The sequence below is a fragment of the Paraburkholderia sp. MM5477-R1 genome (assembly GCF_050436385.1).
GTDB lineage: Bacteria > Pseudomonadota > Gammaproteobacteria > Burkholderiales > Burkholderiaceae > Paraburkholderia > Paraburkholderia tuberum.
The window spans coordinates 551181-575254 of sequence record NZ_JBNDMC010000010.1; the positions used below are offsets into that span (position 1 = coordinate 551181).

Annotated in this window: 18 protein-coding genes; 13 read left to right on the top strand and 5 right to left on the bottom strand. The window is 59.9% G+C overall.

What is annotated here, in order from left to right; genetic code table 11:
* Positions 1 to 145 precede the first annotated feature (145 nt).
* Positions 146 to 2533, top strand: a complete 2388-nt coding sequence (locus tag OKW35_RS46400) for a TonB-dependent receptor (protein ID WP_429555574.1) — start codon at positions 146 to 148, stop codon at positions 2531 to 2533.
* A gap of 259 nt (positions 2534 to 2792) precedes the next feature.
* Here the strand turns inward: OKW35_RS46400 and OKW35_RS46405 are convergent, their stop codons facing one another.
* The 3 genes from OKW35_RS46405 to OKW35_RS46415 all read right to left on the bottom strand — a co-directional run bounded on the left by OKW35_RS46405 (position 2793) and on the right by OKW35_RS46415 (position 4331).
* On the bottom strand, positions 2793 to 3242 hold the full coding sequence (locus OKW35_RS46405; protein ID WP_429555575.1) for a hypothetical protein: 450 nt from the start codon (positions 3240 to 3242) through the stop codon (positions 2793 to 2795).
* Between the two features lie 67 nt (positions 3243 to 3309).
* Entirely contained in the window at positions 3310 to 3795 is a 486-nt protein-coding gene (locus OKW35_RS46410; RefSeq protein ID WP_184067261.1) for a hypothetical protein, read from the bottom strand.
* The gene (locus tag OKW35_RS46415; protein ID WP_429555576.1) at positions 3792 to 4331 is read right to left on the bottom strand and encodes a hypothetical protein; all 540 of its coding nucleotides are present in this window, start codon (positions 4329 to 4331) and stop codon (positions 3792 to 3794) included. The genes OKW35_RS46410 and OKW35_RS46415 overlap by 4 nt, the downstream gene beginning before the upstream one ends.
* A gap of 403 nt (positions 4332 to 4734) precedes the next feature.
* Between OKW35_RS46415 and OKW35_RS46420 the strand changes: the two genes are divergently transcribed.
* From OKW35_RS46420 to OKW35_RS46475, 12 genes are all read left to right on the top strand, one after another.
* Complete coding sequence (locus OKW35_RS46420; RefSeq protein WP_429555577.1) at positions 4735 to 12822, top strand: hemagglutinin repeat-containing protein; 8088 nt, start codon at positions 4735 to 4737, stop codon at positions 12820 to 12822.
* A gap of 41 nt (positions 12823 to 12863) precedes the next feature.
* Complete coding sequence (locus tag OKW35_RS46425) at positions 12864 to 13238, top strand: hypothetical protein (RefSeq protein ID WP_429555578.1); 375 nt, start codon at positions 12864 to 12866, stop codon at positions 13236 to 13238.
* Complete coding sequence (locus OKW35_RS46430) at positions 13235 to 13507, top strand: hypothetical protein (RefSeq protein ID WP_429493431.1); 273 nt, start codon at positions 13235 to 13237, stop codon at positions 13505 to 13507. Before OKW35_RS46425 ends, OKW35_RS46430 begins: the two co-directional genes overlap by 4 nt.
* Positions 13508 to 13543: 36 nt before the next feature.
* A complete protein-coding gene (locus OKW35_RS46435; RefSeq protein WP_429555579.1) occupies positions 13544 to 14635 on the top strand; it encodes a hypothetical protein in 1092 nt (363 codons plus the stop codon).
* Entirely contained in the window at positions 14632 to 14913 is a 282-nt protein-coding gene (locus OKW35_RS46440; RefSeq protein WP_429555580.1) for a hypothetical protein, read from the top strand. The genes OKW35_RS46435 and OKW35_RS46440 overlap by 4 nt, the downstream gene beginning before the upstream one ends.
* Positions 14914 to 14931: 18 nt before the next feature.
* The gene (locus OKW35_RS46445) at positions 14932 to 15246 is read left to right on the top strand and encodes a hypothetical protein (RefSeq protein ID WP_429555581.1); all 315 of its coding nucleotides are present in this window, start codon (positions 14932 to 14934) and stop codon (positions 15244 to 15246) included.
* A 475-nt stretch (positions 15247 to 15721) separates the two neighbouring features.
* Positions 15722 to 15988 (top strand): hypothetical protein, encoded by a 267-nt coding sequence (locus tag OKW35_RS46450; RefSeq protein ID WP_429555582.1) that lies wholly within the window; start codon positions 15722 to 15724, stop codon positions 15986 to 15988.
* 536 nt (positions 15989 to 16524) lie between these two features.
* Complete coding sequence (locus tag OKW35_RS46455) at positions 16525 to 18282, top strand: ShlB/FhaC/HecB family hemolysin secretion/activation protein (protein WP_429555583.1); 1758 nt, start codon at positions 16525 to 16527, stop codon at positions 18280 to 18282.
* A 57-nt stretch (positions 18283 to 18339) separates the two neighbouring features.
* The gene (locus OKW35_RS46460; protein ID WP_429555584.1) at positions 18340 to 19020 is read left to right on the top strand and encodes a CsgG/HfaB family protein; all 681 of its coding nucleotides are present in this window, start codon (positions 18340 to 18342) and stop codon (positions 19018 to 19020) included.
* Between the two features lie 122 nt (positions 19021 to 19142).
* Entirely contained in the window at positions 19143 to 19460 is a 318-nt protein-coding gene (locus tag OKW35_RS46465) for a DUF4810 domain-containing protein (protein ID WP_429403651.1), read from the top strand.
* A 10-nt stretch (positions 19461 to 19470) separates the two neighbouring features.
* The gene (locus OKW35_RS46470; RefSeq protein WP_429555585.1) at positions 19471 to 20136 is read left to right on the top strand and encodes a DUF799 domain-containing protein; all 666 of its coding nucleotides are present in this window, start codon (positions 19471 to 19473) and stop codon (positions 20134 to 20136) included.
* A 135-nt stretch (positions 20137 to 20271) separates the two neighbouring features.
* On the top strand, positions 20272 to 20676 hold the full coding sequence (locus tag OKW35_RS46475) for a hypothetical protein (protein WP_260321252.1): 405 nt from the start codon (positions 20272 to 20274) through the stop codon (positions 20674 to 20676).
* A gap of 153 nt (positions 20677 to 20829) precedes the next feature.
* On the opposite strand, the gene OKW35_RS46480 is transcribed toward OKW35_RS46475, so the two are convergent.
* Complete coding sequence (locus tag OKW35_RS46480; RefSeq protein WP_184061845.1) at positions 20830 to 22191, bottom strand: sigma-54-dependent transcriptional regulator; 1362 nt, start codon at positions 22189 to 22191, stop codon at positions 20830 to 20832.
* Positions 22181 to 24046, bottom strand: coding sequence for a sensor histidine kinase (locus tag OKW35_RS46485; RefSeq protein WP_429555586.1), 1866 nt, complete (start codon positions 24044 to 24046; stop codon positions 22181 to 22183). The genes OKW35_RS46480 and OKW35_RS46485 overlap by 11 nt, the downstream gene beginning before the upstream one ends.
* Between the last annotated feature and the right edge of the window lie 28 nt (positions 24047 to 24074).

Genomic DNA, 24074 nt, shown 5'->3' on the forward strand with positions numbered 1-24074 from the left:
GCGGGTTTTGCGCGAGTTTGGGAACGCTTCCCCGGCAGATCGGGAAAAGCTCCCGCGCGTCTTACAGACGCGTATGCGAAGCTTTACACCAACGTCAAACAACGCGCGACACGCGTACAAATCAAGCCGGCAGGAGACAATAACGATGAGCATGCGATCACAAGCACGCCGCAAACGCCGGCTTCAGCGGCGTGCCGGCATCACCTTCTGCGTCGGCGGCGCGCTCGCCGGTCTGTCCACGAGCGTATGGGCGCAGGCGGAGCCGCCAGTCGCGGCCTCGGCGCCGTCCTCGGCGTCTTCCGCTGCCTCTTCCGCTGCCTCTTCCGGCGCAGCCGACGGCAACGCCAACAGCAACACGACACCGACCACGACCCTCGCGCCGATCGTCGTCGTAGGCACCACGCCGCTGCTCGGCATCGGCACACCGCTCACGCTGGTGCCGGCCAACGTGCAGACGGTCCACGCGGCCGATATCCAACGGCAGGGCCGCCAGACACTCAGCGACTACCTCGCGGCGAATCTGCCTAGCGTCACGATCTCCGACGCGCAGGGCAACTCGTATCAGATGAACCTGTTCTATCGCGGCTTCACCGCGTCGCCGCTGCTGGGCACGCCGCAAGGTTTGTCGGTATTCGTCGACGGCGTGCGCGTGAACGAACCGTTCGGCGACGTCGTGAACTGGGACCTGCTGCCGCAACAGGCGATCGACACGATGCAGCTGATCCCCGGCTCCAATCCGACTTTCGGCTTCAATACGCTCGGCGGCGCGCTGTCGATCACGACGAAAAACGGCAAGGACAACCCGGTCGGCGAGGCTGAAATTCAGGGCGGCTCGTGGGGACGCAAGGCCGCGCAGATCGAACAGGGCGGCACGATCGGCCAGAACCTCGACTACTACTTCACCGCCAACGCCGCGAACGACAACGGCTGGGCCGAGCAGAACGAGAGCCGCATCCGCCAAGCGTTCGGCAAGCTGCGCTATACCGACGCCGACACGACGCTGTCGTTATCGGCCGGCGGCGCGGACAACGATCTGCACGGCGCGCAAACCATTCCGCGCTCGTTCCTCGGTAACCCCAGGCAACCGTACACGTATCCCGATCAGAATCAGAACAGCGCCGGCTATCTGACGCTGTCGGGCGATCATTACTTCAACGACAACGTCGAACTGAGCGGCAACGCGTACTACCGGCACTTTCGCAATGCCAACACCAGCAGCAACGTCAACAACGACTACGGCACGATCAATCCCGACGGCACCGTCGATACGTTGCAGGCGACCAACGTACAGTCCACCGTGACGACCGACAGCTACGGCGCGAGCCTGCAACTGACGCTGCTCGGCAAGCTCGGCGGCATGCAGAACCAGTTCATCGCGGGCATGGCCGTCGATGCCGCCGACTCGCGCTTCACGCAGTCGTCGCAGGACGCGGCGTTTACCGATTCGCGCGCGACGGTCGGCATCGGGAATTTCGCACAGCAGACCAACGCGAACACGCACAACACGAACTACGGCATCTACCTGACCGACACGCTGTCCCTGACGCCGCAGTGGTCGCTGACGCTGTCGGGCCGCTACAACTGGGCCGATGCGACGATCGGCGACGAATCCGGCACGCAGCCGCAGCTCGACGGCCACCATACGTTCTCGCGCTTCAATCCGGCGGTCGGCATCAACTGGAATCCGACGCCGGCGCTCACCGCCTACGCGACCTACAACGAGGGCATGCGCTCGCCGACCGCGATCGAGCTGGCCTGCGCAGATCCGAACGCGCCGTGTTCGCTGCCGAACGACTTCATCTCCGATCCGTCGTTGCAGCCGGTCATTTCGAAGACCTATGAAGTCGGCGCGCGCGGCAGGATCGGCGGCAACACGACATGGAGCGCGGCTGCCTACAGCACGACGCTCGACAACGACATCGAGTTCATCAGCAGCAACGGCGCGGGCAGTTCGCAGGGGTTTTTCCAGAACGTCGGACGCACGCGCCGGCAAGGCGTCGAACTGGCTGGGCAGACGAAGTACGGTCCGTTCACGGCGACCGGCAGCTATAGCTACGTCAATGCGACCTACCAGTCGACATGGGTCGAAAGCAGCCCCAGCAACTCGAGCGCCGACGCGAACGGCAACATCACCGTGCATCCCGGCGATCACATCCCGAGCATTCCGGCGACGACCGTCAAGCTGCGGCTCGATTACGCGGCCACCGCGAAATGGCGAATCGGCACGAATCTGACGTGGCGCGGCAGCATCTACGCGCAGGGCGACGAGAACAACCAGGACGTGAACGGCAAGATCTCCGGCTATCTGTTGATCGATATGGACACCAGCTACCAGGTGACGAAACAGTTGCAGGTGTTCGCGTCGGTGTCGAACCTGCTCGACAAGCGCTATGCGAGCTTCGGCGCGCTCGGGGAGAACTTCTTTACCGGACCGGGCAATACGTTCAACGGCACGGCGCCGGTCAACGAGCAGTTCGTCGGGCCGGGTGCGCCGAGGGGGTTCTGGGTGGGGATGAGGTATGCGTGGAAGTAGTGGTGCTTGGCGGGGCGGATCGCATGGCTTCGCTCCTTCCGCAGCCTGAGGCTTCGTCACGAGCGCAATGCCGGGGAACGCGGCGCGGATTTTGAGGAATATGTACGCCTCGTCGCGGCACCCGTAAGCCCGACGTCTGATGCCTAACGACTTCGTGCTCGCGGGATCGAGTTGATAAGCGACGTGGCCGATGCTCAGTCGTGGTGGTGCCGCTTGCCTGCGTGACCCGCCTTTAAATGGCCCCGCCGAAACGGGTCGTTCAACCCGTTTTTATCAAATAGAGGTCGCGCAGGATTTCGTTTTGCTGCTTGCGAATTGAATAATGGCAACGCGCTCCCGTGACATCGTACATATCCACGTGTGTTTTTGGCGGTTCTTCAATATTCCAATCATAAGCTAGTTTAGGGGCTAGATCGCAAGCCTTTGCCGATTCATCTTGTGCGCGCATGTACCGATCGAGCTCAGCCTTGCTCGCGCCTTTGATGCCTCGTGCGGATTTAATTGAATTCGCCAGTTTCTTGTTGTCGACTTCAAGGGATCTTGCATGATGCTCATAGCAATCAAAATCTCCAAATCCGCCACCGCCCAGGTACTGCATGCAATTCGAATCGTTGATCACCTCATCGGCAAATATCGGCCGAAAGCTGCAAAGCGCCATGACTAGCAAGAAGCACCTCAAAAATTTATTCAATGTCGATACCTCTGCCATGTCGAGCATCACCTGACGATTACCAGGAATACCGGTAATGAGGGGACGCTCAATGTCCAGTCTCTCCTTACGACAAGGACCAGGGATCGACCTTGCCACCCTCGATCACGAAATGCTTCGCGTCGGGATTCGAGGGGAATAGGCGCCAGTCCTCATCATCAGGTATCGCATCCGCAAGAATGACTAGTCGCATATCTCTCGCCAGCAAAATGACGGCATCACCGTTCTCGCCCGCCTCGATATTCAAAACAGCCGTTGGGCCATGTGTCACAAGGAGATCACGGACTCGTTCCGTTGTCACTCTCGTTCTCTCTTCAGACGCTGCGAAGTCCGAATAAGACGCAACGATCACGTGTCCCTGCTCGATGCGCCAGTCGCACTGAATATGGAGCGCCCAATCGCCCAGATACTTGATGGTTCCTCTGCCGGTCTTTACCTCCCGAAGCGGACCGAACTGTAACGTAAGCATGTCGGCCGCGTGCGCCACTCCGCTAACGTTAAGCCCGATCAAGGCGGAAAGGTGAAGTCCTACCTGCTCTTTCGTATCGATCATTCCAATTTGTCTCCAAACAGGTCCAGGGCGCGCTCCATCATGCCGTGATACTCAAGATCGTCCATCTGAATATCGTAGTGAAGGCGGCGTGCTTGATTCTTGCTTAGTCCAAGTGCTTTGACCACCGCCTTAAATTGCTTGTTCTGCGCCTGATTGTTACCGGGCCGACCATCGGCGCCGGCGAGCTGCACAGCGTCGCCGTCCGGCATGTCGGGCTGATAGACGAACGACTGAGCATTGCCGAGATTCTCCGGCACGCGCGGGCTGCTGCCATAGAGCGAGCTTGCCATGCTCGCGTCGTCCGCTTGTCGTGAGCGCCCGCGACAATCGCACGCCCATGCGGTGCCCAGGGCTACGGCCATCTCGTAACCGTTTGAATACGACTTCAGCCTATCGAACGGAAACCATTCGCCGGTTTCGATGTTCAGCGCCATTGCGGATGACATTGGCGGAAAGTTTGAGTAGATCGAATAGGTGATACGGCAAAGCAGGCATTCTTCCTCGTCCCCAGTGCCGTCCTCTTTCTGTTGTTCCATTTGAACTCTTCTGATTTTCCAGAAAACACCCGACGAATTAACCATCTAAATGAATCGCAGTCAACAGTTTTAATTTAGGATAGATCCGTTTTGACAAACATTGACAATAAACGTCAAAAAAACGGCAGACCTGTGACTCCTGGCTTTACCACGACAAAACACTAACCGGTTCTGTCGGAATTCCAATGAAAGTGGCTTGATGGCGCCTTTTTCAACTACACGGCGAGAAGCAGACGTTTATTCGTTTGCATATCTCTTCTGCGCATATTGGCGCTTTGCGTCGATCAGACAATTCCTGTTTTTGATTTCTGTTGTTGCTTCGCACTGCATTGACAATATTTAACTTACCCGAGCAGTGGTATGAGGTATTTTTCGGCAGGTTAAAAAAAATACGCTATGCAGAATGAACAAGAACATGTTCAGGCTGGTTTTCAGCCGGTGCCGGAGTATGCTCGTCGCCGTTGCGGAAACCGCCATTGCCCACGGCAACGCAAGTCAGGGCGAGACCCATTCATCGGCCTCACGGCGCCCGATCACACTGTTCGCCATGCGTCACGCAGCTTTCGCCGCGCTGGTGCTGTGCGGACTCGCACCTGTTCTCGCGGATGCGCAGATCGTGCCCTCGGGCGCGCACGCGCCGAATGTCATCCAGACGCGCAATGGCCTGCCGCAGGTCGATATCAACAAGGCGTCGAATGCGGGTGTTTCGGTTAATACGTATTCGCAGTTCGATGTGCAGAAAAACGGCGCGATCCTGAACAACTCGCCCGTTATCACGAACACACAACTCGCAGGACAGGTGAGTGGTAACCCGAATCTTTCGCCAGGCCAGTCCGCGCGGATCATTCTCAACCAGGTCAACAGCAATTCGCCCAGCCAGTTGCGCGGCTATCTCGAAGTGGCGGGCAACAGGGCCGAAGTCGTCGTGGCAAACGGTTCGGGGATCGTGGTCGATGGCGGCGGCTTCATCAATACCACGCGCGGCATTCTCACCACCGGCACGCCGATGCTCGATGCGGGCGGCAACCTGAGCGGTTTCAACGTAACTGGCGGCATGATTACCGTCCAGGGCGCGGGCCTGGACGCGACCAATATTGATCAGGTGGACCTGATCTCCCGCGCGGTGGAGGCTAACGCGGCCATCCGTGCCAACGGCCTGAATGTTATCGCCGGCGCGAATCAGGTCAGTCACGATACGCTTGCGGCCACCCCTATTGCGGGCGATGGTCCCGCGCCGGGCGTGTCTATCGACGTGAGCCAGCTTGGCGGCATGTACGCCAACCGTATCCTCCTGGTGGGCACCGAGAACGGCGTGGGCGTGTCGAATGCGGGTGTCATCGCCGCCCAGGCGGGTGACCTGACGCTCACGACGCAGGGCAGGCTGGTCCTCACCGGCAAGACAACCGCGAGCGGCAATCTTGCGGTGTCGGCTGCGGGCGATGTAGACAACAGCGGCTCAACCTACGCGCAGCAGAACCTGACCATCAGTGCGGGGAACGTCACGTCAACCGGCACCCTCGGTGCGGGCATCAATGCGGACGGCAGCGTCGCTGAGAGCGGCGACCTGACCCTGAGCGCGGCAGATACCCTTTCCGCCACAGGCCAGAACATCGCGGGTGGCAATGCCACGCTTCAGGGCAACAACGTAACGCTGACGGGCAGCCAGAGCGCTGCTAACGGCACGCTCAATGTTTCCGCCGCGCAGACGCTCGATACCAGCACGGCGACGCTCGACGCGACGCAGCTATCCCTGAGCGCCGCAAACCTCACCAACCACGGCGGCACGCTAACGCAGACCGGCACCGGGCCGACAACCGTCAATGTATCCGGTACGTTCGACAACACGCACGGATCGCTGGCGACGAACAGTTCGAGCCTCACGCTCGCGCCCGCTGCGCTCATCAACGACGGCGGCAGGATTACGGATTCCGGGACCGGCACTCTGTCCATTGCCACCGGTTCGCTGTCGAACAACGCGGGCACCATCGCCACGAATGGCTCGCTGGATGTCCACGGGGGCGTGGTATCGAACCGGGGCGGGACGCTCGCGGGGCAATCGTCCGCGACGTTTCAGGTGGCCTCGCTCGATAACAGCGCAGGCGGCTATGTCGGCGCACGCGACGTATCGATAACCGGCACGGGCGCGCTGAACAATGCGGGCGGCACGGTGCAGGCCAACGACGTGCTCGACGTGTCAGCGCAGAGCGTCGCGAACGATGGCGGCACGATTGCGAACGGCGGCACCGGAGCCACGACGGTAAGCGCCAGCGGCGCGCTCACGAACACCGGCAACGGACTGATCGGCGGCAACGGTGACGTGTCCGTCGCGGGAGGCAGCGTCAACAATGCGGGCGGTACGGTCACCGCATCCGGGGCGACAACCGTGCAGTCCGGCAGCACGCTCGACAATTCAGCGGGCCTGATCCAGGGCAACGGCAGCGTATCGGCCTCGGCATCGGGCGGGCTCGTCAATACCGGTGGCCAGATCGAATCGGACGGCGCGGGTACAACATTGCAGGTGTCGGGCGCATCGCTCGACAATACGGATGGCCGGATTGCCAATATCGGCACGGGCTCGACGACCGTCAACGCGGCAACCATCACGAACTCGAACGCGGGCGGCGTTGCAGGCGCGGGCACCATCGGCGGCAACGGCGACGTGACGCTGACCGCACAGACGCTGTCCAACACTCAGGGCGCACAGGTCGTATCGGGTCAGGACCTGACGCTGAATGTCGCGCAGTCCGTCGATAACAGCGGCGGCACGCTTTCCGGCGCGAATAACCTCACGCTCGACCAGGCGGGCGCGACGGTCGTGAACCAGAATGGTTCGATCCACGCCAACGGTGCGCTCGGTCTGAACGTGGCGACGCTCGACAACACGTCGGGACGGATCGGCAATGACAACGGTAGTGGTGGCGGCGTTGCCATCACGGCTGGCACGCTGGCCAACCAGGGCGGCGCAATCGGCAGCGACCAGGACCTGAGCGTCGCGACGAATCAGCTGACCGGTGACGGCCGCATCGTGGCGGGCCGCGACGGCGCAGTAACCATCAATGGCGACTACACGCTCGACACCGCCAACCTGATCCAGGCGAATCACGATCTGAGCTTCACGACGGCAGGCAGCTTCACGAACCAGGGGACCCTCGGCGCGGTCAACGCGCTGACGGTTAATGCGGCGAACGTGGACAACCGGGCGGGCGCGGACCTCAATTCGGCCAGCACCACCGTCAACGCGGCGAACGCGATCACCAATGAAGGCCGCATCGAGGGCTACACCGTTACGACGAATAGCGCCACTCTGACCAACACCGCCACCCTCATCGGCAATACCGTCACGGCGAACGCCAGCCAGTCCATTGTGAACACCGGCCCCGCTGCCATCATGGCCGCCGCTTCGCAACTGAACCTGTACTCGCCCGGCGATATCTCGAACACGGGCGGCGCGAACCTGTTCAGCCTGGGCGATATCAACATCGCCGCCGACGCGACGCGCGACGGTAACAGTCTGCTCGCGAACCGCTCGAATTCGCTCACCAACGACCAGTCCACCATCGAGGCGCAGGGCAATATCGAAGTCGCGACGCAGACGCTGACGAACTCGCGGCCCGCGCCCACGGTTGAGACAGTGACAACCGATGTTGAGACTGAACACCAGACCAAGCGCGGCAAGTACATCATCTGTCCGACCGGTGGTCCGATTCCGGCCTGTTCCAATCCTACCTGGAGCGATGGCTACAAGAATCCGCTCGACGCAACGTTCAGCGCCTCGCAGATCGTGTCGCAGACCTCGGGGCCGAATGCGACCGACAACGTGCTGGTCGTCAACGTCAACGGCCAGCAACAGACGATCTGGTACAACACACTGACGAAGAACGCTGACGGTTCGGTCACCGTCAACTACTGGGACGACTACGACCCGAACATCAACTACCTGCCGTCGACCGAATACCCGACGTTCAGCGGTGGACATAATGGTTATCAGGTCGTCGAGGTCGCGAGAGACACGACCACCACCACGCAGCAGGACCAGGTAACCGGTCCGCAGGCCCAGCAGGCGCAACTGCTGGCGGGCGGCGACCTGACGCTGGCGAACGTCGGTACGCTCAACAACAGCTATAGTGCGATCGCAGCGGGCGGCTCGATCCAGATCGGCGCCAGCCAGCAGGACGGCGAGATTGCCAACGGCAGCGGCAATTACGGCGGCACGCTGGTGAACAATACCGGACAGACGCTGTACCAGTACCAGCGTCAGGACATCGTTTCCACCTATGCGTGGAACGTGGACACCAGCCAGGACCGGCAGACGGTGACGGAACCGTCAATCGTCCTGACGCCTGTGGCGATCGGTGGCATGGGCGGCACGATCATCGCGAATAACGCGGTCCAGATCAGCGGCACGGACATCAACAACACGAACGTGGCGGCGGCGAACTCCGCGACCGGGGCCACCGGTGGCACGCTCGGCGCGAATCAGGTCCTGACGGGGCCGCAGGTCGACGCCCCGCAAACGGTCGCCAGCAGCACTGGCAAGCTGAATCTCACCCTGCCGTCGAGCGGCCTTTACACCTATCAGACTGCGCCCGGCGCATCGTACCTGGTCGTCACCGATCCGCGCCTGACCAGCTATACGAGCTTCATCTCATCGGACTACATGCTCGGCCAGTTGGGGCTGAATCCGCAGAGCGTCGAGAAGCGCCTCGGCGACGGCATGTATGAGGAACAGCTTGTCCGCGACCAGATCACCCAACTGACGGGCCGCGTGTACCTCCAGGGCGATACGAACAATCTGGACGAGTATCAGGCGCTGATGACGAACGGCGTGAACGTTGCGCAACAGTTCGGGCTTGAGCCCGGTATCGCGCTGACGGCCGCGCAGATGGATGCACTGACCAGCGATATCGTGTGGCTGGTCAGTCAGACCGTGACGTTACCCGATGGCAGCACGCAACAGGTCCTCGCGCCCGTTGTCTATCTCGCGCGGACCCATGCGAACGATCTACAACCGACCGGCGCGCTGATTTCCGCCGATGACGTCGAGATTCATGCGACCGGCAGCGCCACGAACAGCGGCGTGATCAAAGGCGGTACGCAGACGGTCGTGAGCGCCACCGATATCCTGAACCGTGGCGGCACCATCGGCAGCAGTGGGACGAACGGCACCACGGTCGTGGCCGCGACGAACGATGTGGTCAATGCGTCTGGGATGATCAGCGGCAACCGCGTTGCGGTGCTGGCGGGCAACAACATCATCAATACGACGCTGGTCGACACGGTGGGCGTCAGCAACGCGACCAGCGACAGCAGGATGAACACCACCCTGCCTGGCGCACAGGGCACGATTGCCTCGGCCGGCGACATGGTGATTGCAGCGGGCAATGACCTGACCATACACGGCGCGAATATCACCGCTGGCGGTGACGCGCAGATCACGGCAGGACATGACATCACGGTTGACGCGGTGCAGTCCACAACGTCGCAGTCCGGGATGCAGAACGCGCAGCACCATTGGGATGCCAGCAGCACGATCAATGAGACGGGTGCGATCACGGCAGGCAGCAGTCTTGCGATGCAGAGCGGCAACGACACGACGCTCAGGGGCGCAACCGTTGCGGCGGGCGGCGACATGGCGGTGGTCGCAGGCGGCAACCTGACGGCTACCACGGTGACGGACACCGCCACTTTTAACAACGTTGCCACTGACGGTCCCTCCCGCAAGGAGGTTGACCATGCGTACGACGAGCAGGCGGTCGGCACGACCTTTACCGCAGGCGGCAATGCAACGCTTGGCGCGGTCAGCACCGACGCCAGCAAGGGCAACGTGACGCTGACCGGATCGACACTCGCGGCGGGTACAGGGGCAGCGACGATTGCCGCAAGCGGCGACGTCACGCTGAACGAAGCCCGCGAGGAACATGACAGCTACGTGGCGACCGAATCGAAGCGCGGTAGCGCGTTTCACGGCTCGACCACGGACACGACACAGAGCACGCAGGCAAATATCGGCGTGGCAAGTATAGTGGCAGGCGATACCGTCAACATCAGCGCGGGCAAGGACCTGACCGTGAAAGGCTCGACGGTGGCAGGCACGAACGACGTGAATCTCGCGGCGGCTGGCAACGTCAACATTACGACTTCGCAGGATACGCAGACTACGTCCACGTACTACCAGAAACATGAGTCGGGATTCGGTACGAGCGGCGGCGTCGGTATCTCGGTCGGCAGCAAGACGCAGACCGATACCACCAATACGTCGCAGGTGACGAACACGGGCAGCACCGTTGGCTCGCTCGCGGGCAATCTGAGCATCGTCGCGGGCAATGATCTGCATGTGACAGGCAGTGATCTCATTGCTGCGAAGAACGTCACCGGTACGGGCGCGAACGTCATCATCGACGCCGCCACCGACACCACGCAATATGACGAATCGCATGCGGTCAAACAGAGCGGGTTCACCCTTGCCGTGAAAGCGCCGGTCATCGATGCCATATCGAATGCTGTTGACCAGACACATGCGGCCAGCAACAGCAAGGATGATCGGGCGGCGGCATTGCACGGCATGGCGGCAGCGAGCGCGGCGTGGGACGCGAATATGGCCGCCGGCGGCCTGGCCAGCGATCTTGCGACGGGCACCACGCCTCAGATGAAGGTCGAACTCAGTTTCGGCTCCAGTAGCTCGAAAAGCACGTACGCGGAGGACTCCACGACACACGTAGGGTCGAACGTGACGGCTGGCGGGACAGCGGCGTTTGTCGCAACGGGTAACGCCACGGCCGGCAGCGGCAACGTGACCATCGCCGGTTCGAACGTGAATGCCAGCGACGTGATTCTCGCGGCGCAGAATCAGGTGAATCTCGTCAATACGACCGACACCGATTCGACGCGCAGCACGAACCAGTCGAGCAGCGGCAGCGTCGGCATATCCTATGGCAGCAGCGGTTTCGGCGTCGATGCCGCCATGTCGAAGGCGCACGGCGACGGCAATACCGATGCGGCCACGCAGAACAACACGCATGTGACGGCGGCCAATACGGCGACAATCATTTCGGGCGGCGATACGAACATCATCGGGTCCAACGTGAGCGGCCAGCAGATGAATGCCAGCGTTGGCGGTAATCTCAATATCGCAAGCGTACAGGACACGATGACGAGCGCCGCGCATCAGGAAAGTACGGGCGGCGGATTCAGCATCAGCCAGGGCGGCGGGAGCGCGAGCTTCAGTCACACCGACGCGAACGCGAGCGGCAGCTATGCGGGTGTCAATGAACAGGCTGGAATCTCGGCCGGTGACGGCGGATTCAACATCAGTGTCGTGGGTAACACCGACCTCAAGGGCGGCCTGATCGCCAGCGAGGCCGATGCGTCGAAAAACACGCTTTCGACAGGTACGCTGACGTTCTCTGACGTTCAGAATTCATCCAGCTATGACGCACATTCCAGCGGAATCGGCGGGGGCATCACGGCGGGCGATGGTGGCGCGAACTACAGCACGCACGGCAGCACGTCAGGCATCAACGGGGGCGGCGTCGCGCCGATGCTAAGCCAGAACGACAGCGGCAGCGACAGCGCGACGACGAAAAGCGCGATCAGCGCGGGAACGATCATCACGACCGATGCGGCGCAGCAGACGCAGGACATTGCAAGCCTGAACCGGGATACGTCGAACACAAACGGCACGGTGGCGAAATTGCCGGACGTGAACGACCTTCTCGACAGGCAGTCCGACATGATGGCGGCGGCGAGCGCAGCGGGCGAAGCCGTTTCCCGGCGGATTGGCGACTATGCGAAAACGAAGTATGACGAGGCAGCCGCCGCAGGCGATCAGGCAGGCATGGACGCGTGGAAGGAAGGCGGCACAGATCGCGCGATGATGCAGGCGGCGGGCGCGGCCCTTGTGACCGGCCTGGCAGGTGGCAATGCCATCGGTGGCGCTGCCGGCGCTGCGATTGCGTCGATTGCGGCCGGACAGTTGAACAACCTGAGCGATGCAATTGCCGGTTCGAATCCGACTGGCAATGCGGCAATGAATGAAGCTCTCGGGAACATCGTGGCCAATGCGATTGCCACGGGCGCAAGCGCAGCGGTGGGCGGCAATGCAGGTGCAGTCTCGGGGTACAACGTGGACCGGTTTAACCGGCAACTGCACCCTGAAGAAAAGACTCTCGCCAAACAGCTTGCGGACAAGAGCGGCGGCAAGTACACCGAAGCGCAGATCGAAGACCAGATGCGTATCATGGGGGTGACGGTAAATGGTACCTACGAAACGGGCACAGCTACCACGTTAATAGGACAAGTCCCCACTGATTCGGGGGCTCAGTGGATCGGGGTCCCGCAACGAGTGACGGACAGACGGTTCTCGCGCAGAAGACTGTGCAAGCAGATTCGCAATTGCAGTCGTACATTCTTGCGAACTACAACTCTGCGTCGCCGGGTGGCGTGCCGAGTCAATTCAGCTATCAACAGAGCGGTAGCAGCTCTGTCAATATAACGGGACCGTTCACAAAGTTCGACCAATCGGATGCGCAATTTATGCGGGATACGACCGGCGCCATGGCTGGTTTCGGTGCAACTCAACTTGACCGCACGTCGGCAATTGCGACTACCTTGGCGGCTGCGGGCTCGCCGATTCCCTACCTGTCGATTCCGGCCGAAGGCATTGCAGTCGGAGCCTCGGTCGGTTCATGGTTGCTTAATGGTATCCAGCAGGCGGCCTCCCCGAACTTCGGGAACTATGCGGTTTCAACGGCAATTGGCCAAGTAACCGGCGCAATGACTGGACGTTACCCGTTAGCTGCGCCAGTAATTAACGAGTTCGGCAACATAACCGGCAATAGTGGACAAGCACAGAGCGCGCAGGACTGGGTGAATACGCAGTGGTCTAAGCTAAAAGGGAAGTTTCAGTGAGCAAGATTAGATTGATCGTCGACGGAAACATCGCGGAATGGGGACGAATTAGCCTCATAGTTTTGGGCATCGGAATGTTTGCCTGTGGTCTTGCGCTTGACTTTCTTCCACGCGTTATAGCCCTTGCATTGGTGATCTTAGGCTTGCCAGTTGCCGCGGTAGGCGGATACGCCTCACGCGCGAAAGCGTTAGGTCTAAAGCCCTTTGACAACAGCTACAAGAAAGCACGCGATAGCTACAAGACGAAGGACGACAAACAGGACGAATGAATCGTTGATGCAGCCGCTGCAGGCGATCAGGCAGGCATGAACGCGTGGAAGGAAGGCGGCACAGATCGCGCCATGATGCAGGCTGCGGGCGCGGCCCTTGTGACCGGCCTGGCAGGTGGCAATGCCATCGGTGGCGCTGCCGGCGCTGCGATTGCGTCGATTGCGTCGATTGCGGCCGGACAGTTGAACAACCTGAGCGACGCAATTGCCGGTTCGAATCCGACTGGCAATGCGGCAATGAATGAAGCTCTCGGGAACATCGTGGCCAATGCGATTGCCACGGGCGCAGGCGCGGCAATCGGCGGCAATGCAGGTGCAGTCTCGGGGTACAACGTGGACCGGTTTAATAGGCAGTTGCATCCGGATGAGAAGAAGGCGATTGCGGATAAGGCCAACGGCGACGCGGCGGAAGAGAAAAAGCTGACGCAGGCGGCGTGCTACGTAGTGAAATGCTGGGCCGAGCATCCCCAGGGAAGCGACCAGTACAACGCGAATTACGTGAGCCAGCTTGAGGCGTCGCAGCTTGGGCCGGAGATTGATTGGGTGAATCGTCAGCAGGAGGCGGGATTGTTTGTCTATACGCCGACACAGAAAATTGGTGATGCGCTTCAGAGTGATCCGCTGGGCGTGACAAAGGATGCGGCCAAGATCGTAACGGGCGGTTTGACGGTCAAGACGGGTGCAGGTATTTGTGCGACGACGGGCGTAGGGTGCGCAACAAGCGGAGGCTGGATGGTCGCGTTCGGTTTGAGTGAAATGGCCGAAGGAGTGGATGGTTTGTATAACCGCTATAACGGCATCAGTTCACCGGGTACAAATCCATTGCGGTATGGATTCAATCTGGTGTCGCCGACGTGGGGAAATGTCGCATATGATGGCGCTAATTTTGTGTTCTCAATTGCCGCGCTGAATGCGCCCGTTCCGCTCAAGATGGGCATTGCTGATGGTCTGAACCGTCCGAGTTCGATGTTTGATGTGACGGTGCCGCAGATCAGTAACAACAAACTGATTCCATTTGTTAACCAGGCGCTTCCATATGGTACGAATCAGGGAATACTACTGTTTGGCGTAGGCACAAAGGGCGTGACGGTTATCAATGACATCCGGCATGCCGGAGACCAGAAATGAATTGGAGAAGACTCTACGCAACTATCCAAATAGCCGCTGTGGTTGGTGGAATTGCAACTGGGGGAGCTGGATGCTGGGCTTTTGTTATTGCTGGACTTTGCCGTATGGCTTTCCAGCTTGATGAAAACAAGGCTATGTCGTTAATTGGTCTCCCTCTCTTCATTGGGCTAATGATTTGGTTTATTCGGTTACTACCGAAGCATCTTCGCAAGGCCGGAATGTTGAGTGATGATCCCGAAAAATTTGGTCCATGGTTCAAGCGGGACGGTGAGGCCTGAGATATTGGGCGTGCATTCGTGGCGCGTTCAAAGAATAAGAACGGCGCTGCCTCACTTAAGCCCGATGTTGCGCTCGGTAGCTTAGGCGACTTCGGCGCGAGTATCAGTTTCTCGGGCGATTCGCGTTATTCGGGCCCTACGTCGGTCGGGGTAGGTATTGGCAAGTATTTGGGCGTGCAGGTAACCCCCAGTAACGTAACAGCGTGGCAGGAAAAATCGTGGTACGACGCCGCGCGCTACATCAATGGTGTTTCCCTTGGTATCGGCGCGGGCTTCAGTACGCCCATCAACGCTTCTATCGATCCTACGTATCAATCTCCGGCGAAACAATGAAACCGTTCCTTCAGACAACTCTCAGCCCCCTGGAAGGGGCTGCCGTGATCGGACTGCTGATTGCGGTCGTACTTCTGATCTTCGTCTTGCTTCCGGCAGCCTTGAGAACAGTGGACAGAAACGCGGGTCGATGGATTGCGAAAGCGCGAGCGGTTGCATCGTTCGGCGATTCGGCTTTTCGCTCGGGGGGCGCGCTCTATAGATTTAGCGCGTACGAGCAGCACCTCGTGGTGTGCTTCATGACTGCGCGGTCATACTCCTACAAAGACATTCGACTGCTGCGTGAGAAACATGTGCATCGTGGAAAGTTGACGGTTGATCTGGATGGTACTCGCGTCGTCTTGTGGGGTAATGTCGAAAGTCTTGATCGCCTTGCCAAAGCGCTATCCGAGAGAATAGGGAGCCAAGGAACCCTCACTTAAGCACAGAGCAAGTTGAATACTATTGTCGGCACAAAACCTTCTACGGGAAAACAATGAAGATCAAATTAATCGAGGACGGAAATCTCACGTCATGGTTACGCTTGCTGCTGATCGTTATCGGAACGGTATTTGTTGTCGTTGCGATCGAGTGCAAGCTCGAGATTTTTTGGGCCAGAGTTTTTTTGCTTTTGGGCTTTGCTATTGCGCTGATTGGTGGCATGACAAGTCGGGCGAAGTTGCTGCACATCAAACCCTTTGACAACAGCTACAAGAAGGCGCGCGATAGTTACAAGACGAAGGACGACAAGAATAATGAATGAACCGCAAAGTCAGCCAGCTTTTCGCCGCCATGTGACTAGCAGAAATCAACGCTTGAACCAAAATGAAAGTTCCCTGGAGTCGGTTTCGGTGCTGGTATTGGCGCAGGGAATCCACTTCGTCCAACGTTCGTTGTACCGTCAATCAATGACATTTTTGGACGCAAACAATGAAACCACGCACCCTTCACCTAGTCGTCTATTGGGTCGAGCTTGCAGTAATCTATGCGATCGCATTTTGCGTCGTCTACTCCGTGGATGCATCAAAGGCGGGATTCCAAGCTGGCTTGTCGTTATTCTTTGTAATCTGTGCATGTTTGATTGGTCGCCCCTCGATGCCGCATGAGTTGGCAAAGCTGGTGACTCGTCCGATGGTTCTACTCATGTCGATTGTCGTACTGGGATTCGGAATATTTGGAACGTGTCGGCCAGACCTAACGATTCTCGCACCGGGGGTTGGCCTGTGTCTCTTGGGGGCGGCGTTCGCTGATCGCGTCGAACGTTCACGCACACGTAAGTAGTCAAAAAAATATAGATGTATGAAAATCAGAAAATGGCTGGCGGCTCTGCCGCTCACGGCTTTGGCATCGCTCGCCTTCGCGCAGCAGACGCCGACGCTTACACCAGCGGACAAAGCAGCAGCGGCACGCGCGAGCGCCGAGCAGAACCAGCAGGTCGAGCAGCAACGCAATGCGCAGGAACGTGATGCGACTGTCAACGCGCCATCCGTGCGTTCGACGGTTGAGCGTGCCTCTGGCTGGCCTGATCTGCCGGCTGAAACGCCGTGCTTCCGCATTGACTCGTTCGTGCTCGACGTGCCTGCCACGTTACCTGATGCCGTGCGCAAACAGGGTGCATCCGCGTTGCCGCTCGCCCGCTTCGCGTTCGCACGCGAATGGCTCGACCATTACCGGGGGCAATGCATCGGCAAGGCAGGACTCGACACGCTCACGAAAGGATTGCAGCAGGCTATTCTCGGTCGCGGCTACATCACCACACGCGTACTGCTGCCTGAGCAGGACCTGTCAAGCGGCGTGCTGAAGTTCGCACTGGTGCCGGGTGTCGTGCGCACGATCCGCTTTGCCGATCCCGCCACGCGCGGCACATGGAAAACCGCCTTCCCGGCCCGCGAGGGTGACATGCTGAACCTGCGTGACCTCGAACAGGGACTCGAACAGATGAAGCGCGTCAGCAGTCAGGACGTTGACATGAAAGTCGAACCCACTGACGTACCGGGCGAAAGCGATGTGGTCGTGACGGTAAAGCGCGCGAAGCCCTGGACGGTAGTCGCCTCGGTGGACAACTCAGGCACGCGGGCGACCGGCAAGCTGCAAGGCAACCTGAGCCTTGGCATCGACAATCCGCTCGGGCTGAACGACATTTTCAACGTCGGTGTGAGTCAGGACCTCCAATTCGGTGACAAAGATCTCGGTTCGCACGGCTGGAACGGCTTCTATTCGGTTCCGTGGGGCTACTGGACCGGCACGCTATCGGCCTATACGAACACGTACTACCAGCAGATTGCGGGCGCCAACCAGACGTTCGTGTCGAGCGGCAACTCGCAGACCGTCGATTTCAAACTTCAGCGGGTATTGATGCGCAGCCAGAACAACGTACTTGGCGCACAGTTCCGCCTGACGAAGCGCTTCGGTGAAAGCTTCATTGAAGACACCGATATCCCGCAGCAGCGGCGCAACAACACGTTCATCGAGGCCGGCCTGACCGATCGCCACTACTTCGGCAGTTCGCAGTTCGACGGCAGCCTCGCGTACCGTCAGGGTGTGGGCGGACTCGGGGCGACACCAGACTTCTACGAGAATGGCCCGACTTACCGCTTCCGCATGGCCATCCTCGACGCGAACCTGTCAATGCCGTTCAGGATAGCAAGCCAGCCATTGCGTTACGTGACGAGCGTGCATGGGCAGTTCACGAACAACACGCTGAACTACATCGATGACCTGACCATCGGCAGCCGCTACACGGTGCGCGGCTTCGACGGCGAAACGATGCTCGCGGCCGAACGCGGTTTCTTCTGGCGCAACGACTTGCAGCTACCGGTTGGATCGACCGGACAGTCACTTTACGCAGGCATCGACTACGGGCACGTGTTCGGACCGAACGCCGCATATCTCGCCGGTACACAGCTGGCAGGTGCGGTGATCGGTGTGCGCGGTAGTGCATCAGCAAAGGCTGGCGCGCTCGCCTATGACCTGTTCGCCGGGACGCCGATCTACAAGCCGTCAGATTTTCCCACTGCGCGCGTGACGCTCGGTTTCCAGTTGACCGCTCAATTCTGAAATTCACCCCGCCGACGCTATCCGGGTTTTCGGCGTTTCAACAAAGAGGAAAACAAAATGAAGTTATCGAAAACGAATGGGCTTGGAGCCGTTGCTGTTGCCGTTGTGATGGCGCTGGGCGGATGTGCAACCGAGTCGTCGCGCTCGCTGCCGGTGCCTCCCGTCGCCAGTGCGCAGAAGCCAGCGGTGGGCCAACCCATCGGCATTTCAGTCGGCAAGTTCGACAACCGGTCGAGCTATATGCGCGGCATCTTCTCGGACGGCGTTGACCGTCTCGGTGGTCAGTCCAAAACCATCCTGATGACGGCGCTGCAGCAGACTGGGCGCTTCAATGTGCTCGATCGCGACAACCTCGACGAAATCCGCCAGGAAGCAGGCTTCCTCAAAAAAGCACAATCGATCAAGGGGGCGCGCTTCGTCATCACCGGGGACGTAACGGAGTTCGGTCGCAAGGAGGTTGGCGACCGGCAGCTATTTGGCATCCTCGGCCGTGGCAAGAGTCAGGTGGCCTACGCAAAGGTCAGCCTGAACGTCGTCGACACGACGACATCGGAAGTCGTGGCGTCGAGCCAGGGAGCGGGCGAGTTCAGCCTTTCGAACCGTGAAGTCATCGGCTTTGGCGGAACCGCCGGCTACGACTCGACACTGAACGGCAAGGTGCTCGATCTGGCGATCCAGGAGGCCGTCAATCACCTGGTCGAGCAGGTCGATGCAGGTACGCTCAAGGCCGCACAGTAAGTGCGCCGGGCCATTGCGTCCATCCACTTTCAACCGTAGCTGCAATAAACATAATGACGCGATTCACGATGAAACATAGCCGCATGATGCGGGGAATCTGTCTGCCAGTAATGGCGACAGCCATGCTCCTCACGGGATGCGCGGCGAACCGCCCCCAGCCGCTTTACCAGTGGACCGGCTACCAGCCAGCCGTGTACGACTATCTCAAGGGAGAAAAGGCTCCGCAGGAGCAGATCGATGCGCTGGAAAAGGCCCTCCAGGACATCAGCGGCAAGGGGCACATGCCGCCCCCGGGATTTCATGCGCAACTGGGCATGCTGTACGCGAGTGTCGGGAACGACACCCAGGCCATGCAGGAGTTCGAGTCCGAGAAACAGCTGTTTCCGGAGTCCTCGACCTACATGGACTTCCTGATGAAACATAAAACGAAACAGCCTTAAGCGAGCCGTCATGTCCAGATTCCTTTCTTTCAGACTTTGGTTTGCCCTCTCGACGTTCGCGTTGTTAGCTGCGTGTGCGCAACCCGTCAAGCATGCCGATTACACCGCTTTCAGGAACAGCCGGCCGCACTCAATCCTCGTTCTACCGCCCGAAAACGACACGACCGACGTGCAGGCGACGAACAGCATGCTTTCGCAGATGACGATGCCACTCGCCGAATCGGGTTACTACGTGGTGCCAGTGGCGGTGATGGATGAGACATTCCGCCAGAACGGCCTGACCGTCCCGGCCGATATTCAGGCAACCTCCCCCGCGAAGCTTCGGGAGATCTTCGGTGCTGACGCCGCGCTGTATTCGAAGATCACACAGTACGGCACCGTGTACCACGTCGTCGACAGTGCAACAGTAGTAACGGCGTCCGCCAGGCTGGTCGATCTCAAGACCGGTGACGTGCTATGGCAGGGTAGTGCGAGCGCCAACAGCAATGAGGGCAACAACAATGCTGGCGGTGGCCTGATCGGCATGCTGGTCATGGCAGCGATCAAGCAGGTTGCGAATTCGCTGACGGACAGGGGGCACGATATTGCCGGAGTGACGAGCTATCGGCTTCTGCGTGCCGGCCCGCCGAACGGGCTGCTTTACGGGCCACGGTCACCTCAATACGGCACTGATTGAACGATCCTCGATCAGCAGGGACCGGCCGTGGCGGCAGATGGCTCGTACGGTACTGGGTTGTCGACGGCACCGCATTTGTATTCCTGACGCAAAAGCTGCCGGTCCCTATGCAGGAACTCTTCAATCGAGGGCTTTATGGTGCGTGTGGCTTTCTTGAGCGATCTTTCTCTGGAAGGCCATCTTGCTCTGGCGGTCTTTCGATCCGGGCACGGGACGGCAGAGACGATGGTGAGTCTGCTGCGGATGCTCTATATGACGTACTTCATGCTCGGAACCGCTTGCCCGGAAGCAGACGTCGCGCTTTTTCGCGAAGCGGGGACCGTGCTGGACAGCAGTATCTCCGCTGCCGCACAGGGGCATTGCTGGCAGGTGTCGACGGAACATACCGTCACTGTCGGACAGGTCGCGTCGCGTTACGACGAGGTGCTTGGCAGTGTGCCGAAATATCGTTATATCGAATCGTGCGACCGGCTGTGCCGGTTTGTCCATTCGGCTGCGACATCGCCGTTGCCGGGTAGTCAGTCGCTGCGTAGAAAATAGGACTTGGTCAGACAGACGACGTCAGATCGTCGGTCTCAGTGCGGCCATCAACCGTCATTCGTTCGCGTCGTTACTCGGACATTCACACGTCCGTTCCACCCAGGAAGCAGCCACGATTCGCGATATTGAGCGCTGCATGATCGGGGCGCTCCCTCAAGCGTCGAGTCCTTCGCTTTGCTCGTCTCCGCCCGGAAACTTCAGTTGACGCACCTTGTGATAGAGCGTCTTTTTCGGCATTCCCAGTTCAGCGCTGGCCTCGGCGATATTCCCGTTGTGCCGCCGCAGCATATCCGCGATCAGCATATGTTCGAAATGGGCAAGTTGCTCCGCAAGCGTTCCGGTTTTAATCCGCTGCCCGCCGGCCGGCAGCAGGCGGTCGCCATCGAGCCCAAGGACAAAGCGATCCGCGACGTTCTGTAATTCCCGCACATTGCCCGGCCACTGATGCGTCATTAGCTCCGAGACCTGGGATGCAGACACAATCGGAGCCGACAGCCCAAAACGAAGTGCGGCAGCGAGTACGAAGTGCTCGAATAGCAGCGGTATGTCTTCTCGACGTTCGCGCAGAGGGGGTAAATCGATCAGCGCGACGTTCAACCGATACAGCAGGTCAGCGCGGAAACGTCCGTCTGTCGCAAGTTCGACGAGATCTGCCTTCGATGCCGCCACGATCCGGCAATCGACAGCTATCGCCTCGTTCGAGCCCAGTCGCTCAATCTGGCGTTCCTGCAATACCCGCAGCATCTTGATCTGCAATGCGATCGGCATGGTTTCGATCTCGTCCAGAAAGAGCGTGCCGCCGGTGGCCCATTCGATCTTGCCGATGCGGTTCTTGATTGCACCCGTGAACGCACCGGCCTCATGACCGAATAGCTCACTCTCGAATAGCTGCTCCGGTAAGCCGCCACAGTTGAGCGCAACGAAATGATGATCGCGGCGCCCACTGAAATCGTGCAGTCCACGGGCGATCAGTTCCTTGCCCGTGCCCGTTTCGCCGGTAATCAGCACCGACACTGAGGTATCCGCCAGCCGCAGGATTTTCCGTCGAACCTCGACGATCGCGGGTGACTTGCCGAGCACAAGCGCCTCTATTCCCTGCCAGTTGTGCAATGCCGCGCGCAAACCCTGCACTTCGAGCGTTAGACGGCGCTTCTCGACTGCGCGTGTCACACGACTCACGATGTGGTCCGACGAAAAAGGCTTCTCGATGAAATCATAGGCGCCCGTTCGCATCGCCCCCACCGCTGTCGCGATGTCCGCGTGCCCGCTGATCAGTACAACAGGGATCTGTGGATCGATCGCAAGGACACGTTCGAGCAATTTCAGACCGTCGATGCCCGGCATCCGTACATCGGACACGATCACCACCGGTGCACCCGGTGCGACCTCCGCCAGCGCCGCGGCCGCCGACTCATACGCCCGCACTGGAAAGCCAGCCAAAGCAACCGCCTGCTCGACGCCGAGACGCACGTTCTCATCGTCTTCGACCACAACAACGCTGATCTCATCGCCCATTGGCTGCCTCCTGCTCCGTCGCCACGGAGAATTCAATCGTGAATTGTGCGCCGCCGTTGGGTCGGTTTGCAGCGGAGATTCGCGCCCCAAAGCCGTCCACAAGACGCGAGGTAATCGCGAGCCCGAGACCCAGGCCGCGGCCTCGCGGCTTCGTCGTCACGAATGGTTCGAATAGATGCGCCAGAACCTCCGGCGCGATGCCCGCGCCACTGTCGCTGACGGTGAACCGCACACGGCTCGGCCGTTCGGTTCTGGAAGCTTCGATGGCGATCACGCGCTTATCCTGATCCGCGACGGCATCCAGCGCATTGCCGAGCAGGTTGACGATCACCTGCTGCAGCTGGCTCGGCTCTGCGCATATCGTCGTGCCGGCCGGGATCAGGACATCGAGTTGCACCTGCTCATCGCGAATCCGTGCTTCGTAGATCAGCACCGCATGCGCGACCGCTTCATTCAGTGACACCGCGACACGTTCGAATTCAGGCTTGCGGGCGAAGGTCTTAAGTTCGCTTGTGAGTATCGCCATGCTGTCGACGAGCCGCGAAATTCGCTCGAGGTTTCCGATGGCAGGCGCAGGCTGATTGCGTTCGAAAAACGTCCGTGCATTGTCGCAGAGCGTTTTGATGGCAACGAGCGGCTGGTTCAGTTCATGCGTCAGACCGGCCGCCATTTGTCCGAGCACCGCGAGCTTGCCCGCATGCACGACCTCTTGCTGGGAATCCCGCAGTAGCTGCTCGGTGCGTGTGCGCTCGACAATCTCCTCCCGCATCCTTTCATTGGCCTGCGTCAGTGCCGCCGTGCGCTCGCGAACCGTGATCTCCAGCCGATCATTGGCTCTGCGCAGCGCGTCCTGTGCCCTGAGTTTTTCCGCTATGGCGCGGCGGCGCTGGATCGCATAGAGGCAATACAGTCCGATGATGAGGAAGCCCCCCGTGACGAACGCAAGCGCGATTTGTTGCTGGCGCCGCGCGCTGGACACGTCGAGCAGAATCATGATCGAATCGCCGGCCTGGGGCGCGGTTCGCGACATTGCCAGGTATCGCCGCTCGTGGCCTGGGCGACTCCAGTCGGGAAAGCGTGCAAACCACGCCGAAGTGTCCCAGTCACCGAGACGCCGGTATGGCAGCGCTTCTACGCTACGGCCGGCATATTGCCGCGATGCCTGGATCTGGCGTTGCTGCTGTGCCGTTATCGGTCTAAGCGACGTGAACTTCCACGCCGGAACCGTGGAAATGACAATCACGCCGTTACTATCGATCACCATCGCCGCGACGCCCGGCACTCTCCACGCAGATTCAAGCGCGTCTACGCTGACCTTGACGGCCGTGGCCCCGATCGGCCCGCCATCCTCTCGCACCGCGCTCGCGAAATAGAGGCCAGGCATGCCGGTGTTCGTGCCGATACCGAAGAACCGGCCCGATCCATGTGCGAGCGCGTCCTGGAAATACGGCCGATAAGACACGTTGGTGCCGACGAAGCTTTCTGGCCGATTCCAGTTGCTCGCGGCGATGACCAGACCGTGCTGGTCGATCACGTCTACGGCAACGCTGCCGGCGTCGCGATTCACTGCGTCAAGATAGGTATTGACCGTCTGTAGAAGTCCGGCCGGTGGGTGGGGCATCGCACTCAACAACGCGCGCACGCTTTCCTGCCTGGCGACGATCGAAGGCATCATCTCGTAGCGTCCGAACTCGCTCCCGAGGCTGGCAGCATACAGGTCGAGCCGGTGTGCGCCGATCTCCACAAGCGCACCGATCGAACGGTCCCACGCAAACTCGACCGCGGCGGCAGCCACACCGACGTAAAGCGCGGCGGCGGCCATCCATCCCCACAACGGAATACCGCTTATTTTCATGCCCAAGGTCGCCCCGCGGCGCTCAATT

What these genes read in the sequence shown, in the direction of transcription:
- OKW35_RS46460 (WP_429555584.1), top strand. Translation starts at nt 18,340, where the DNA reads ATGAAGTTATCGAAAACGAATGGGCTTGGAGCCGTTGCTGTTGCCGTT.
- OKW35_RS46455 (WP_429555583.1), top strand. Translation starts at nt 16,525, where the DNA reads ATGAAAATCAGAAAATGGCTGGCGGCTCTGCCGCTCACGGCTTTGGCA.
- OKW35_RS46475 (WP_260321252.1), top strand. Translation starts at nt 20,272, where the DNA reads ATGGTGCGTGTGGCTTTCTTGAGCGATCTTTCTCTGGAAGGCCATCTT.
- OKW35_RS46420 (WP_429555577.1), top strand. Translation starts at nt 4,735, where the DNA reads ATGAACAAGAACATGTTCAGGCTGGTTTTCAGCCGGTGCCGGAGTATG.
- OKW35_RS46440 (WP_429555580.1), top strand. Translation starts at nt 14,632, where the DNA reads ATGAATTGGAGAAGACTCTACGCAACTATCCAAATAGCCGCTGTGGTT.
- OKW35_RS46405 (WP_429555575.1), bottom strand. Translation starts at nt 3,242, where the DNA reads ATGGCAGAGGTATCGACATTGAATAAATTTTTGAGGTGCTTCTTGCTA.
- OKW35_RS46410 (WP_184067261.1), bottom strand. Translation starts at nt 3,795, where the DNA reads ATGATCGATACGAAAGAGCAGGTAGGACTTCACCTTTCCGCCTTGATC.
- OKW35_RS46450 (WP_429555582.1), top strand. Translation starts at nt 15,722, where the DNA reads ATGAAGATCAAATTAATCGAGGACGGAAATCTCACGTCATGGTTACGC.
- OKW35_RS46425 (WP_429555578.1), top strand. Translation starts at nt 12,864, where the DNA reads ATGCGGGATACGACCGGCGCCATGGCTGGTTTCGGTGCAACTCAACTT.
- OKW35_RS46485 (WP_429555586.1), bottom strand. Translation starts at nt 24,046, where the DNA reads ATGAAAATAAGCGGTATTCCGTTGTGGGGATGGATGGCCGCCGCCGCG.
- OKW35_RS46480 (WP_184061845.1), bottom strand. Translation starts at nt 22,191, where the DNA reads ATGGGCGATGAGATCAGCGTTGTTGTGGTCGAAGACGATGAGAACGTG.
- OKW35_RS46400 (WP_429555574.1), top strand. Translation starts at nt 146, where the DNA reads ATGAGCATGCGATCACAAGCACGCCGCAAACGCCGGCTTCAGCGGCGT.
- OKW35_RS46415 (WP_429555576.1), bottom strand. Translation starts at nt 4,331, where the DNA reads ATGGAACAACAGAAAGAGGACGGCACTGGGGACGAGGAAGAATGCCTG.
- OKW35_RS46470 (WP_429555585.1), top strand. Translation starts at nt 19,471, where the DNA reads ATGTCCAGATTCCTTTCTTTCAGACTTTGGTTTGCCCTCTCGACGTTC.
- OKW35_RS46435 (WP_429555579.1), top strand. Translation starts at nt 13,544, where the DNA reads ATGAACGCGTGGAAGGAAGGCGGCACAGATCGCGCCATGATGCAGGCT.
- OKW35_RS46465 (WP_429403651.1), top strand. Translation starts at nt 19,143, where the DNA reads ATGCTCCTCACGGGATGCGCGGCGAACCGCCCCCAGCCGCTTTACCAG.